We start from the raw sequence: 15,182 nt of genomic DNA on the forward strand, positions 1-15,182 counted from the left end.
TTGCTACTCCAATTCCTGTTGCGCCTGTTGTAGTATGCGTAATTGCCGCGACTAAAGCTGTATTGATACAAAGTGTTGGGGTAGCTGTTGGTGCTGTTACCGTATTTGCTGGGGTTACTGTAATAGTACCTGTAGCATTAAATGTACCACAACCTCCAGTCAATGGAATGGTATAATTAAACGTTCCTGATGCTGTTGGTGTACCACTAATAGTAATAGTATTTGCTGCCCAAGTAGCCGTAACACCCGCTGGAAGTCCTGATGCTACTCCAATACCAGTAACTCCAGTTGTAGTGTGAGTAATTGCTGCTGGTAAAGCCGTATTGATACAAAGTGTTGGGGTTGTAGAAGGTGCTGAAACCGTGTTGTTAGAGTTAACAGTTATGGTTGCTGTTGATGTCAATGGCGTATTAACAACTGGTGATCCAGCAGCAACATTAGTCAATGTATAAATTGTTGTTGCAGTCAAAGGCGCTGGTGTATTCCAAGTAAATGAACCAGATGCATTTAATGTAACATTATATGTATTCGCACCTTGAGTAAACGTTACAACAGCATTTGGTGGACCAGTAAAAGTTAATTGTCCAGTATTATTTGTGCAAATAGTATTACCAACAGCTGTGGCATTATTTGTGCATCTAACATCTAATAAAAAAGATATATCATCTGAATCTACACATTCTGAAGAAGTATTATTTCTTGCTCTTACATAAATAGTAGTATCAACATTGGTTTGAAAAGCAGAAGGATTTGTTATTTGACCAGTAACCGGAAATGTATAAATTAAAGAGGCGCCTAAATCTGTAAAAAATGAAACCGTAAAGTCTGCAGGATTTAATGGTGCTAACATAGCAGGAATTAAAGCCGTTAAATTAAATGTAGGATTACAATCTCCAAGGGGTCCTAGTTGAGTTGGCGGTGCAGTTAAGACAGGCGTAGAACCAAAATTAATAATAACCGAATCTTCAGTAGGAGTACCACAGTCAGGATGTGTTACTTTAACTTTCCATGTACCTGATTGGGTAACCGTAATTGATTTTGTAGTTAAAGTTGGTTGTAATACACCATTAAAAAACCATTGATATGCTAAAGTGTTTTGATTGGCAGGTGGATTTTGAAAATTACAATGTAAGGTTTGAGAATTAATAACAGAATTACAAAAAGAAATTGTGTTTGTGGCAGGTGGACTAGGATAAATAGAAGTTGCAGTTGGACCCAAATCAACACCACAAACAACATCACAGTTTGTAGAACCTGCGCCTGGCTGTGTACCATTAGTTTGGGACATAATAAATTGCCCTGCTTGATTTGAAAAATTAGTAATTAATAGAATGTAGTTTGAACCTGGGTTAGCATTTGGAATAGTAATAGTCTCAACAGCAGCAGCTGAATAACTACAAGCCACAATATTATTAGGTATTGTTAAACTAGGTAAATCATATAACAAATTACAAGCTGTACCAGATTGCATTTGAGCGTCTGTAAATGGTCCCCAACAAATATAATCAATATCCAAATTATTAAATAAAGGTGGATTATTTCCTTGTTGTAAATTAAAAATTAAATTCCCCGAAAAGCCAGTCTGAAAAGTATACCAATTAGCATTTGGTGCAGAACCTAAACATCCTGGAGAACCTAAATTAGGACCAACCAAACTAGGCTGTGGAGAAATATTTCCCGAACAAATTGGATTAGCTGAAGCACAAGTTGCTTGCGAATAAATAAAATTAATGCTTAAAAAAGTAAAAAATACAATAAGAAATTTTTTCATTTTATGTGTGTAAATATTTTGTGTATAAAGTGTACTGAATAGCAAAAATAAAAAAAAAATTAACTTTTCGTTAATAAAAATACATTTTAACAATATAATTTGTTTTTTATCGGATTAAAATGCCTTTTATCGTATTAACAATTGTTTAATCAAAAAATTCTATGTTTTTTTTTCAAAAATTACTTTAAAAAATTATAAAACTAATTTATTTATAAATGCATATATTTGCAGTTAGATAGAAATAATTGGTAAGATGATTAACAACGAAGAACATAACGAGGAAATTGGCAACAACCATATTGCAACAAATACTCAAAACCCTATAAGAACTGATGCTTTTGAAATTTCTGACGAAGAAAAAATTACAAGAATCAAAAAAGATGTAGAGAGTATTCTTTTAACGTTAGGAATGGACTTAACTGACGATAGTTTAAAAGGTACACCAAACCGAGTTGCTAAAATGTTTGTAAAAGAAATATTTGGCGGCTTGCATCCAGATAAAAAACCTAGTGCCTCCACATTTGAAAACAAATACAAATATGGTGAAATGCTTGTTGAAAAAAACATTGTAGTATATTCTACTTGTGAACATCATTTATTACCAATTTACGGTAGAGCGCATATTGCTTATATCTCAAACGGATCTGTTGTAGGTTTATCAAAAATGAATCGAATTGTAGAATATTTTGCAAAACGACCTCAAGTTCAGGAACGGTTAACGATTCAAATTGTAAATGAATTACAAAGTGTTTTAAATACGGAAGATGTGGCTTGCGTAATTGATGCCAAACATATGTGTGTGAACTCAAGAGGTATTAAAGATATTGAAAGCAGCACCGTAACTTCTGAGTTTGGGGGAAAATTTAAAGACGAAAAAGTAAAAAGTGAATTCTTAGACTATATTAAATTAGATACACGATTTTAACTAGCCCTGATTGTAGTGAAAATCCTTTTTTAAATGTTGACTGAGGTTCTCGAAGGGAAGATTAAAAAAGAATTGTAACGGAAAGCAGGAATAGCTTCAAAAAAAAATAAAAAACATAAATTAAACGAAATGCCACTTTACGAAACCAATCCACTTCTAGTGTATAATTCATTATCGGGAAAAAAAGAAAATTTTAAATCGATTCACGAAGGTCAAATTGGTATGTATGTTTGTGGCCCTACGGTATACAGCAATGTGCATTTAGGAAATGTGAGAACGTTTATGAGTTTTGACATGATATATCGTTATTTATTGCATTTAGGCTATAAAGTACGCTATGTTCGAAATATTACGGATGCGGGCCATTTAACAGATGATGGCGATGTTGAAAATGATAGATTTGTAAAACAATCACGTTTAGAAAAATTAGAACCTATGGAAATTGTACAGAAATATACTGTCGATTTTCATAAGGTTTTAGAAACTTTTAATTTCCTACCTCCTACTATCGAACCAACTGCTACAGGTCATATTTTAGAACAAATTGAATTAACTCAAAAATTAATTGAAACTGGCTTTGCATATGAAAGCAATGGCTCTGTTTATTTTGATGTATTAGAATACAACAAACGTGGTTTAAATTACGGTGAATTAAGCAATAGAAATATTGAAGAATTATTTGCTAATACAAGAGATTTAGACGGACAATCGGAAAAGAAAAACCCACAAGATTTTGCCCTATGGAAAAATGCATCGCCAGCACATATTATGCGTTGGAACTCACCTTGGGGAGCTGGTTTTCCTGGTTGGCACTTAGAGTGTACGGCTATGAGTACCAAATATTTAGGCGAAACTTTTGACATTCATGGTGGTGGCTTAGATTTAAAATTTCCACATCACGAATGTGAAGTAGCACAAGGAACGGCATGTAATGGAGTACAACCAGTAAATTATTGGATACACACTAATATGCTAACAATGAATGGTTTACGAATGAGTAAAAGTACTGGAAATTACATTTTACCAATGGAATTAATTGAAGGTAAAAACGATTTCTTTGAAAAAGAATTCAATCCAAGTGTGGTACGCTTTTGTTTTATGCAAGCTCATTATCGAGGTGTGTTAGATATTTCAAACGATGCAATGTTAGCCAGTGAAAAAGGCTATAATCGTTTGATGGAAGCAATAGATATTGTATCAAAAATTGAAACAAATAACACCTCTTCAGTTGATATAGCATCTTGGAAAAATGCTTGTTATGATGCGATGAATGACGATTTTAATACGACAATTTTAATCGCACAATTATTTGAAGCAGTTAGAATAATAAATGTGTTACATGACAAGAAGGAAACAATAACTGAAACTGATTTAGCTGAATTAAAAGCAACTTTAGATATTTTTGTTTTTGATGTGTTAGGATTAACAAACAAAAAAGCATCAGGAAATAATGATAAATTAGGAAGTGTTATTGAAATGCTAATTGAAATGAGAATGGAAGCAAGAGCCAATAAAAATTGGGCTTTATCTGATGAAATTAGAGATAAATTAGCCGTTTTAGACATTCAGTTAAAAGACGGAAAAGACGGAACGAGTTTTACGTTGTAATTTTGGATTTACGAATTGGGATTTACGATTTACGAAATATAAATTATGAAGAAACTATTAATTTTTCCATTTATATTAATTATTCGATTTTATCAAATTGTAATTTCTCCTTTAACACCAGCAACTTGTAGGTTTGCGCCTACTTGCTCAAGTTACAGTAAAGAAGCATTAGAAAAACATGGTATATTAAAAGGAAGTTGGCTCGCATTAAAAAGAATTACTAGTTGCCACCCATTGGGAAAAAGCGGTTACGATCCAGTTCCATAATATAATGACAATCGTTTAAGTCAATAAAATTTGATAAGTAAACCCTTTTAAACTTATAAACTCATAAACAAAAAATAATATGATTTGGAATCCAACAGAAGGTATAGATTTAGGTTTTTTCATGATTCGTTTTTATAGCTTAACGTGGGTAACTGCTTTTGCTTTGGGCTGGTATATTACTAAATTTATCTTCCAAAGAGAAAATGAATCTGTAGAAAAATTAGATAATTTATTTGTTTACACAATTGTAGCAACAATGCTTGGTGCACGCTTGGGGCATGTAATTTTTTATCAACCAGAATTATTTTCACAAGATCCTTTGAGTATTTTATTACCTATAAGTACAAAACCAGAATTACATTTTACAGGTTTTAGTGGATTAGCCAGTCATGGTGCGGCAATTGCAATAATAATTACGATGTATTACATCAAAACTAAAGTACTACAACGTCCGCTATTATGGATTTTAGATAGAATTGTAATTCCCGTAGCTTCAGGAGCTATTTTTATTCGTTTGGGAAACTTTATGAATTCTGAAATTTTTGGAAAAGTAACTACAAATGATAGTTTTATGGCTATGAAATTTGTAAAAGGTGAAGATAATTTGCCACCGCAAGTAGCCTCGCAATTAACTAACATTCCAGACGGAACTCAAGCCTATAATGCAATTGCAAATGATGTTCAGTTTAAAGGTATTTTAGATAAAATTCCATACAGATATCCAGCACAATTATTCGAAGCTATATTATATGTGCCCGTATTTTTTATCTTGTTTTATATGTATTGGAAAACAGATGCCAGAAACAAACCAGGTTTATTATTTGGAACATTTTTAGTATTACTTTGGTCAGTTCGTTTCTTTGTGGAATTTGTAAAAGACAGTCAAGGTGGCTTTGAGGAAAATCCTATGTTTAACGCATTATCAACTGGACAATGGTTAAGTATTCCTTTTATTGTTTTGGGATTCTATTTCATTTATGCTTCACAAAAGAAAACTATAATTTAATACAATTATACAGAAATAAAAAAAGGCAAGCTCTAAATTAGATGTTTGCCTTTTTGTTTGTGATTTATCCTCTAAATTTCCATTCAAATTCGTCATTATCGTTTATAATGGCACCAATTTCAACCTCAACTACTTCGTCATAATCGACGTGAAAAAACAACCAATTATCTTCATTAAAATAAATATCAATACCTTCATCTGAATCTTTTTCAAACTTGGTTATCTTGTTGAGTGCCAAATCGCCATTTACTAAATCCCAAGCTTTATTAATAATGGTAGTTCCGAATAATTTAATTTCTGGATGTGTAGTAGTAATATATCCTAATTTCATGTCTTCTTCTGCATAAAACGTCAACTTCATACGTTCTTTGTTATAGACATAAATCGTATTGTTTTCGTCGTCTGTAAACGTCTTATTTGGTTTTCCGTATAACGCTTCTACATACTTTGGAGTCATACCAAACTCTAATCTATCAATTCCGTTTTTTAATTTAATTTCCATGGATTTTAGTTTTATGCAAACAAAGTTAGGACTTTTAATAATGGATTGAACAAAATCTAACAAAATATTATTTTGTAAATAAAAAAACCACGAAAATCAAATAAAATTCGTGGTTTAGTATGTATATAAAATCTAATTATATTTTAGTACGTTTTCTTTCCGTTTCCGTCAAATAAATTTTTCTTAAACGAATCGATTTTGGTGTACACTCCACATATTCATCTTTTTGAATGTATTCTAAAGCTTCTTCTAATGAGAAAATAACTGGAGGAATAATTCTTGCTTTTTCATCATTTCCAGATGAACGAACGTTAGATTGTTTTTTCTCTTTCGTTACGTTTACACACATATCATCACCACGAGAGTTTTCCCCAATTACTTGACCTTCGTAAATTTCAGCATTTGGTTCCACGAAAAACTTACCTCTATCTTGTAATTTATCAATTGAATAAGGTATTGCTTTTCCTTTTTCCATAGAAATTAAAGAACCTTTGTTACGTCCAGAAATTTCTCCTTTATACGGTTCATATCCTATAAAACGGTGAGCCATAATAGCTTCACCAGCAGTAGCAGTAAGTAATTGGTTACGTAATCCAATAATTCCACGAGATGGAATATTGAATTTTATAATCATACGTTCCCCTTTAGTTTCCATGCTTAACATTTCACCTTTACGTAAAGTTACAAACTCTACCGCTCTACCTGATAAACTTTCTGGTAAATCGATAGTTAACTCTTCAATTGGCTCACATTTAACACCATCAACTTCTTTAATGATAACTTGTGGTTGTCCAATTTGTAATTCGTAACCTTCTCTTCTCATAGTTTCAATAAGAACAGATAAGTGCAATACACCACGTCCAAAAACCATAAATTTATCTGCTGAGTCAGTTTCACCCATTCTCATGGCTAAATTTTTCTCTAACTCTTTTTCTAGTCTTTCTCTAATATGACGAGACGTTACAAATTTACCTTCTTTACCAAAGAATGGTGAATCATTAATTGTAAATAACATGCTCATTGTTGGTTCGTCAATGGCAATAGAAGTTAACGCTTCCGGATTTTCAAAATCGGCAATAGTGTCACCAATTTCAAATCCTTCAACACCAATAATCGCACAAATATCTCCAGCAATTACACTTTCTACTTTCTTACGACCTAACCCTTCGAAAGTATGTAATTCTTTAATTTTTGATTTTGTAATAGTACCATCACGTTTTACCAACGAAATGTTCATTCCTTCTTTTAATTCACCTCTTTCTAATCTACCAATCGCGATACGACCTGTAAATGCTGAGAAATCTAAAGATGTAATTAACATTTGTGGTGTTCCTTGTCCAACATTTGGAGCAGGTACATGCTCAATAACCATATCTAATAATGCTTCAACATTATCTGTTACATTTTCCCAATGATCAGACATCCAGTTATTTTTAGCTGAACCATAAACTGTTGGGAAATCTAATTGTGCTTCTGTAGCGCCTAATTCGAACATTAAGTCGAATACTTTTTCGTGAACTTCTTCTGGCGTACAGTTTTCTTTATCTACTTTATTAATAACTACGCAAGGTTTTAAACCTAAATCAATAGCTTTTTGTAATACGAAACGCGTTTGTGGCATTGGTCCTTCAAAAGCATCTACTAACAAACATACACCATCGGCCATGTTTAATACACGTTCTACTTCTCCACCAAAATCGGCGTGACCTGGGGTATCAATAATATTAATTTTAGTTCCTTTATAAGAAACCGAAACGTTTTTAGAAGTAATAGTAATTCCTCTTTCACGCTCTAAGTCGTTATTATCTAAGATTAAATCTCCTGTGTTTTCGTTATCACGGAACAATTGACAGTGATACATAATTTTATCAACCAATGTAGTTTTACCGTGGTCAACGTGGGCAATAATTGCAATGTTTCTAATAGATGACATATATTCTTTTTTTGAAAGTGCAAAGGTACGTTTATTATCTTGATATTCAAACAACAATATGTTTAGTTTACATTTTAATAAATTTAGAAGCAGAACTATTCATTTTCAACACACTAACAGTCGCGTGTTCCGCTATATCTTTTGTTTAATTGTCTTGGTTACAATTAAACAAAAGGATGCCGCTGCAACTATGGCTAGAGGAGAAAAGTAGCATTTTATAAAATATAAAAAGACCTGACAGGTTTTTGAAACCTGTCAGGTCTGAATAAAAACATTATTCTTTTAATTTCTTAATTAAATAAAATCTATATAAAACTAAAGGTAAAAAAATCGATAAATATTGACTACCAACCACATACCAACTCTTTGAATTTCCACGCATTATTGCAAACAACCAATACAGAAGAGTAATTATAAGTAAAACAAATGTAGTAACATTATATACGATTCTTGATTTGATTAGATAATTTAAAACTAAACAAAACAGAAAAAACAAATGAATTATTAAAATTTCAGTATTTTGATAGATAAAAAACGGGGAATATTCTTCTTTAACTTCATCCCAATTCATTTCTAAAGGCATAAATAAAAAAACTATATTTAACACTATAAGAAATATCGAGATTACTTTAATTTGATTTGATTTACTCATTAGTTTTTACTTTTTTATATGTAAACGTAGAAATAATTTCAATGTAAAACAAAAAAAGTCCTGATTTACATCAGGACTTTTAAATTATTTTAATTTGCTAATTATAATTTAGCAACTAATTTTGTTAACTTAGATTTTAAGTTTGACGCTTTGTTAGCATGAATAATATTTTTCTTAGCTAACTTGTCAATCATTGAAATAACTATAGGTAATTTCGCTGCAGCTTCTGCTTTTACAGTTGCTAAACGAATTGCTTTAATAGCATTACGTGTAGTTTTGTGTTGGTATTTGTTCAATACTCTTCTTTTCTCGTTGCTTCTAATTCTTTTTAAAGCTGACTTATGATTTGCCATTTTTTTTATATTTTAAATGTAAATAACTATTTTATACATTAGTAGAAAAATAAGAAAAGCCTCCCACAATTGATTTTAAATCAATCACTTCAGTTTTAACTAACAAAACAAGTAGAGGAGACACCAAAACCCATTTTATAAAACCATTTCAAAACTAATTTGTAGTCCGTAGGGGAATCGAACCCCTCTTACCAGGATGAAAACCTGGCGTCCTAACCGATAGACGAACGGACCAGTAACTGATTTAATGTTTCAGTAAAAACAGTGTAGTCCGTAGGGGAATCGAACCCCTCTTACCAGGATGAAAACCTGGCGTCCTAACCGATAGACGAACGGACCATTACATTTCCGTAATGCGAGTGCAAAAATACAACTATTTTTTATTTGTGCAATACCTAATGTGAAAATTTTCAGTTTTTTTGAAAACCTTAGTATAATGCTTTATTTATAAGACATTTATTGCTTTTTAATAATAAATTATATATCTCAAATTCCAAATCGAAAATAGTAAATCGCTTAATACGCTTTAGCAAATAAAACTCTTCCTTTTGATGGTGCACCAGAGAAAATACAAACTCCAGCTTCTTCTACTCTATCTAAAGGAATACATCTAATCGTTGCTTTAGTTTCCTCTTTTATTTTCTCTTCGGTTGCAGCGGTTCCATCCCAATGTGCAGAAACAAAACCTGTTTTATGTTCTAATACATCTTTAAATTCAGCATAGGAATTGACTTCTGTGGTATGCTCTGTGCGATAATCTACAGCTTTATTAAATAAATCTTTCTGAATTTGCTCTAATAAATCTTGAATATAGGTTACAATCCCTTCTGCTGGTTTCACTTCTTTGGTTAAAGTATCTCTTCTCGCTACTTCAAAAGTACCATTTTCCAAATCTTTCGGACCGATTGCTAAACGAACTGGTACGCCTTTTAATTCCCATTCTGCAAATTTAAACCCTGGTTTCTGAGTCGTTCTGTTATCAAATTTTACTGAAATATTTAGTTTTTTGAATTGTGCTACCAAACCATTTGCTACTTCTGAAATACGTTCAAATTCTTCATCTGTTTTAAAAATCGGTACAATAACAACCTGGATTGGCGCTACATTTGGAGGCAATACCAATCCATTATCATCAGAATGTGTCATTACTAAAGCTCCCATTAAACGAGTAGAAACACCCCACGAAGTTCCCCAAACATATTCTTGTTTTCCTTCTTGACTGGTAAATTTCACATCAAATGCTTTGGCAAAATTTTGACCTAAAAAGTGCGAAGTTCCAGCTTGTAATGCCTTTCCGTCTTGCATTAAAGCTTCGATACAATACGTTTCATCTGCTCCAGCAAAACGTTCAGTTTCTGTTTTTAATCCTTTTACAACTGGAATAGCCATAAAATTTTCAGCAAAATCAGCATATACGTGCATCATTTTTTCTGATTCTTCTAATGCTTCTTCTTTTGTAGCGTGAGCGGTATGTCCTTCTTGCCATAAAAATTCGGCAGTTCTTAAAAACAAACGCGTTCTCATTTCCCAACGCACTACATTTGCCCATTGGTTAATTAATAAAGGTAAATCTCTATAAGATTGCACCCATCCTTTGTAGGTACTCCAGATGATAGCTTCAGATGTAGGTCGAACAATTAGTTCTTCTTCTAACTTAGCATTGGGATCCACCATTAATTTACCTGGTTTATCTGGATCGTTTTTTAATCTATAATGAGTAACAATTGCACATTCTTTTGCAAAACCTTCAGCATTTTTTTCTTCTGCTTCAAACATACTTTTTGGCACAAATAATGGAAAATAAGCATTACTATGACCAGTTTCTTTAAACATTTTATCTAATTCTGCTTGCATTTTTTCCCAAATTGCATAGCCATATGGTTTAATTACCATACAACCTCTTACTCCTGAATTCTCAGCTAAATCAGCCTTTACGACCAATTCGTTATACCATGCAGAATAATCTTCGCTTCTAGTTGTTAAATTTTTACTCATTTTTATAATATTGGCACAAAATTTGTTTAATTTGTATTAGTTTAGTGGTACAAAACTACTTAATTTTGTAAAGACCAACAATAAAAATTAATATATATGAAAACAAATCGCATTTTTCAGTTAAAAACACTTAGATTTTTAAGTCTAATTGTAGGTGCTATCACAGTAGTAAGTTGTGGTTCGTACCAAAATTCATCTTATTATGATGATGATGGCGTGTATGGTCCTGATAACTCAGAAAAAGCAAAACGAGTGGTACAAAATGAAACAAGTTCTGGCTCGGACAACAATATTTATGCACAACAATTTAAAAATATGAAAGAAGAGTTTGGACCTACAGAAGTATTAACAGATGTAGACAACTATAAATCAGAACCCGATACTGTATATGTTAAAGAAAATGGAACCAGATATGGTGGGTGGGGTGAAAACCCTACCAACAATAATATTGTGATTATTAATGATAATTGGGGTTGGAACAACTGGGGTTGGAACGGATGGGGAATGAACGGATGGGGTTGGAATGGCTGGTATGGCAATAACTGGGGAATGAACGGTTGGGGATGGAATGGCTGGTATGGTAACAACTGGGGAATAAACGGTTGGGGTTGGAATGGCTGGTATGGTAACGGTTGGTATGGTAACGGTTGGGGCTGGTATGGCAATAATTGGGGAATGAACGGTTGGGGCTGGAATGGTTGGTATGGTGGCGGCAGAAATGTGGTAATCAATAACGGACCTCGTGGTGGCTATATAAATAATAATGGTAATTCTGGAAGACTAACTTCTGGAAGAGTTGGAAATAGTATTGGAAGCCCTAGAACTCAAATTGGTCAAACTAGAGGAAATTCAATCGGTACACCTAGAACTCAAACTTCAGAACCGAGAACTTTTACTCCAAGAGGAAACACAAATACAGGAACGCCTAGAGCACCTATTTCTGATCCAAGAACCTATAATCCAAGAGGAAACACCAATACTGGAACTCCGAGAACACAAACCTCAGAACCAAGAACGTATACTCCTAGAAACGACTCACCTAGAACCATCTCAACACCAAGAAGTTCTGACTTTGGTGGCGGAAGAAGTTCAGGAGGATTTGGCGGAGGTGGCTCTACTGGTGGTGGTGGAAGATCTGGCGGCGGCGGTCGTGGTGGAAGATAATAAACAAATTGAAAAAATACCTGCTTGCAACTTTCAGGCAGGTTAAAAATATAATTTTATACATATGAAAAAGATACTATTTTCTTTATTAATTGGAAGTGCTTTTACAGTTAGCGCACAAGAAACCACTATGTCTGATGCGTTGCGTTATGGCATACAAAATTTAAATGGAACTGCCAGATACCGAGCAATGGGTGGCGCATTTGGTGCTGTTGGTGGTGATTTATCTGCATTGAATAATAACCCGGCTGGATCTTCAATTTTCAATTACAATCAAGCTACTATATCACTTTCTAGCTTTAATAAGAGCAATACGGCTAATTATTTTGGAACAAATACTAAATCAAACGATAATTCATTAGACATTAATCAATTGGGTGCAGTGTTTGTTTTTAATGATAATCAAGCAAAAAGTGGTTGGAAAAAATTTGCTTTAGGGTTGAATTATGAAAACGCTAATAATTTTGATGATTTTATTGTAAGTGAAGGTACAAATCCGTTCAACTCAATGGACAGTTATTTCTTACGTTTTGCAAATGCAAGAACAGGGAATATTGGAGGAAATTATTATGAAGATTTAGATTTTATTGACCAACAAGCCCTTTTAGGTTACGATTCGTATCTGATTGATTATGATTCCACAACTGATAATTATTATACCAATGTACCAGGTGGAGGAAAATATTTTCATAAAAACACCATACAAGCCAAAGGTTATAACGGAAAATTTACTATGAACTTTTCTGGTGCTTATGAAGACAGATTATATGTAGGTATGAATATGAATTTTCATTTTACAGATTATTTAAGATCTTCCTCTTTATATGAAAGTAATTTAAACGCATTTTATACTACTGGTTTTAGTATTGACACGGCACGTTTCAACAACGAATTATATACATACGGTTCTGGATTTTCTATGAATTTTGGAGCCATTTATAAGGCAAATCAAAATATTCGTTTAGGATTGTCTTACGAGACGCCTACATGGTATCGCTTAAATGATGAATTAACACAAAGCATATCTACAAATTATTACAATGCTTCAAATTCAACTATGAATCAGGCATTCGTAAATCCAAATGCTGTCAATGTATATCCAACTTATAAAATTCAAACACCGAGTATATTAACAAGCAGTGCTACTGTTTTGTTTGGTAAAAAAGGATTGTTAAGTGTAGATTATATTTCAAAAAACTTTGCAAAAACACAATTTAAACCTAATAGCGAAATCATTTTTAGTACTTTAAACACGCAAATCAAAAACGAACTTCAAGATAGTTACGAACTACGAATTGGAGGTGAGTACAAAATAAAACAATGGAGTGTTAGAGGCGGTTACCGTTTCGAACAAAGTCCTTACAAAGTAAAAACCGCTTTTGGTGATGTAACAAGTTATTCTAGTGGTTTAGGTTATAATTTCGGAAATTCTAAATTAGATATTTCGTATACTAACGAAAATCGTGAAAGAACAGAAGCCTTATTAACTTCTGGCTTAAATGATACAGCAAGAATTAAAAATAAAAACAATAATGTTACTTTAACATATGTGGTGAATTTCTAAATCACACACAAATATTTCACAAATGTCGCTTTACTTCAAGTTTAGCGACATTTTTTTATTAATTTTGCACCCTGAAACAAAACAAATACTATGAGAACCAAGTCTTTAAAGAAAAATAAAATCAACGTCATTACCTTAGGTTGTTCTAAAAACGTATATGATAGTGAAGTTTTAATGGGACAACTACGTGCCAACGGAAAAGAAGTAACTCACGAAGCTACCAAAGACGAAGGAAACATCATAGTAATAAATACGTGTGGTTTTATTGATAATGCGAAAGAAGAATCGGTAAATACAATTTTAGAATATGCCGAAAAGAAAGAACAAGGTTTAGTAGATAAGGTTTTTGTTACAGGTTGTTTATCTGAACGATACAGACCCGATTTAGAAAAAGAAATTCCAAATATAGACCAGTTTTTTGGCACTACTGAATTGCCTTTATTATTAAAAGCATTAGGTGCCGATTATAAACACGAATTAATTGGAGAACGCTTAACCACAACGCCTAAAAATTACGCTTATTTAAAAATTGCCGAAGGTTGCGACCGACCTTGTAGTTTTTGTGCCATTCCATTAATGAGAGGAAAACACAAGTCTACTCCTATTGAACATTTGGTGATTGAAGCGGAGAAATTAGCAAAAAATGGCGTAAAAGAATTAATATTAATCGCACAAGATTTAACCTATTACGGTTTAGATTTATACAAAAAAAGAAACTTAGCCGAACTTTTAGAAGCCTTAGTTAAAGTGGAAGGAATTGAATGGATTCGATTACATTATGCCTTCCCTACTGGTTTTCCAATGGACGTTTTAGAATTAATGAAACGCGAACCAAAAATTTGCAACTATTTAGACATTCCATTACAACATATTTCAGATAGCATTTTAAAATCAATGCGTCGTGGAACGTCTCAAGAAAAAACTACGAATTTAATAAAAGAATTTAGAGCGTTAGTTCCTGAAATGACTATTAGAACAACTTTAATTGTAGGGTATCCTGGTGAAACTGAAGAAGATTTCAATATTCTTAAAAATTGGGTTGAGGAAATGCGTTTCGAACGCTTAGGTTGCTTTACCTATTCTCACGAGGAAAACACACACGCCTATTTATTAGAAGACGATGTTCCTGAAGAAGTAAAACAAGACCGTGCGGCACAAATTATGGATATCCAAGCACAGATTTCTTGGGAATTAAATCAAGAAAAAATTGGACAAACATTTAAATGTGTCATCGACAGAAAAGAAGGTGAGCATTTTGTTGGAAGAACGGAATTTGACAGTCCAGATGTAGATAATGAAGTATTAATAGATGCCTCTAAATTCTATTTAAAAACAGGCGATTTCGTAAACTTAAAAATCATTGATGCTACAGAATTTGATTTGTATGCGGAGCCTGTATAACATTTAAATGTCTTTATACTGAAGGGATTTTTTTTATCTTT

11 protein-coding genes, 2 tRNA genes and 1 pseudogene are annotated in these 15,182 nt (G+C 32.7%); 7 read left to right on the plus strand and 7 right to left on the minus strand.

Annotation, left to right across the window (positions count from 1 at the left end; genetic code table 11):
* A pseudogene (locus ACIQZ1_RS06580) lies at nucleotides 1–1,771 on the minus strand (hypothetical protein); the annotation flags it as partial.
* Nucleotides 1,772–2,024: 253 nt separating this feature from the next.
* Here ACIQZ1_RS06580 and folE point away from each other — a divergent pair.
* The 4 genes from folE to lgt all read left to right on the plus strand — a co-directional run bounded on the left by folE (nucleotide 2,025) and on the right by lgt (nucleotide 5,577).
* Nucleotides 2,025–2,696, plus strand: coding sequence for a GTP cyclohydrolase I FolE (gene folE, locus ACIQZ1_RS06585; RefSeq protein WP_396160182.1), 672 nt, complete (start codon nucleotides 2,025–2,027; stop codon nucleotides 2,694–2,696).
* 129 nt (nucleotides 2,697–2,825) lie between these two features.
* A complete protein-coding gene (gene cysS, locus ACIQZ1_RS06590; protein WP_396160184.1) occupies nucleotides 2,826–4,304 on the plus strand; it encodes a cysteine--tRNA ligase in 1,479 nt (492 codons plus the stop codon).
* A gap of 45 nt (nucleotides 4,305–4,349) precedes the next feature.
* Nucleotides 4,350–4,571 carry a membrane protein insertion efficiency factor YidD gene (gene yidD / locus ACIQZ1_RS06595; protein ID WP_396160186.1) on the plus strand — a complete coding sequence of 74 codons (222 nt, stop codon included), beginning with the start codon at nucleotides 4,350–4,352 and terminating at the stop codon, nucleotides 4,569–4,571.
* A gap of 79 nt (nucleotides 4,572–4,650) precedes the next feature.
* Nucleotides 4,651–5,577: a prolipoprotein diacylglyceryl transferase gene (gene lgt / locus ACIQZ1_RS06600; RefSeq protein ID WP_396160188.1), complete on the plus strand. Its 927-nt coding sequence runs from the start codon at nucleotides 4,651–4,653 to the stop codon at nucleotides 5,575–5,577.
* Between the two features lie 64 nt (nucleotides 5,578–5,641).
* Here the strand turns inward: lgt and ACIQZ1_RS06605 are convergent, their stop codons facing one another.
* The 6 genes from ACIQZ1_RS06605 to proS form a co-directional block, all read right to left on the minus strand.
* Complete coding sequence (locus ACIQZ1_RS06605; RefSeq protein WP_396160190.1) at nucleotides 5,642–6,079, minus strand: hypothetical protein; 438 nt, start codon at nucleotides 6,077–6,079, stop codon at nucleotides 5,642–5,644.
* A 136-nt stretch (nucleotides 6,080–6,215) separates the two neighbouring features.
* Nucleotides 6,216–8,012 (minus strand): translational GTPase TypA, encoded by a 1,797-nt coding sequence (gene typA, locus ACIQZ1_RS06610; protein WP_353149797.1) that lies wholly within the window; start codon nucleotides 8,010–8,012, stop codon nucleotides 6,216–6,218.
* Nucleotides 8,013–8,765: 753 nt separating this feature from the next.
* Nucleotides 8,766–9,017, minus strand: a complete 252-nt coding sequence (rpsT, locus tag ACIQZ1_RS06615) for a 30S ribosomal protein S20 (protein WP_396160192.1) — start codon at nucleotides 9,015–9,017, stop codon at nucleotides 8,766–8,768.
* A 162-nt stretch (nucleotides 9,018–9,179) separates the two neighbouring features.
* Nucleotides 9,180–9,251, minus strand: a tRNA-Glu gene (locus ACIQZ1_RS06620).
* A 33-nt stretch (nucleotides 9,252–9,284) separates the two neighbouring features.
* Nucleotides 9,285–9,356, minus strand: a tRNA-Glu gene (locus ACIQZ1_RS06625).
* A 177-nt stretch (nucleotides 9,357–9,533) separates the two neighbouring features.
* Complete coding sequence (gene proS, locus ACIQZ1_RS06630; RefSeq protein WP_396160194.1) at nucleotides 9,534–11,012, minus strand: proline--tRNA ligase; 1,479 nt, start codon at nucleotides 11,010–11,012, stop codon at nucleotides 9,534–9,536.
* A 96-nt stretch (nucleotides 11,013–11,108) separates the two neighbouring features.
* Between proS and ACIQZ1_RS06635 the strand changes: the two genes are divergently transcribed.
* From ACIQZ1_RS06635 to rimO, 3 genes are all read left to right on the plus strand, one after another.
* The gene (locus tag ACIQZ1_RS06635) at nucleotides 11,109–12,176 is read left to right on the plus strand and encodes a hypothetical protein (RefSeq protein WP_396160196.1); all 1,068 of its coding nucleotides are present in this window, start codon (nucleotides 11,109–11,111) and stop codon (nucleotides 12,174–12,176) included.
* A 64-nt stretch (nucleotides 12,177–12,240) separates the two neighbouring features.
* Complete coding sequence (locus ACIQZ1_RS06640) at nucleotides 12,241–13,740, plus strand: OmpP1/FadL family transporter (RefSeq protein ID WP_396160198.1); 1,500 nt, start codon at nucleotides 12,241–12,243, stop codon at nucleotides 13,738–13,740.
* 90 nt (nucleotides 13,741–13,830) lie between these two features.
* Nucleotides 13,831–15,141 carry a 30S ribosomal protein S12 methylthiotransferase RimO gene (gene rimO, locus ACIQZ1_RS06645; RefSeq protein ID WP_396160200.1) on the plus strand — a complete coding sequence of 437 codons (1,311 nt, stop codon included), beginning with the start codon at nucleotides 13,831–13,833 and terminating at the stop codon, nucleotides 15,139–15,141.
* Nucleotides 15,142–15,182: the final 41 nt, after the last annotated feature.

Origin of the sequence: Flavobacterium sp., assembly GCF_044341185.1 — a bacterium.
GTDB lineage: Bacteria > Bacteroidota > Bacteroidia > Flavobacteriales > Flavobacteriaceae > Flavobacterium.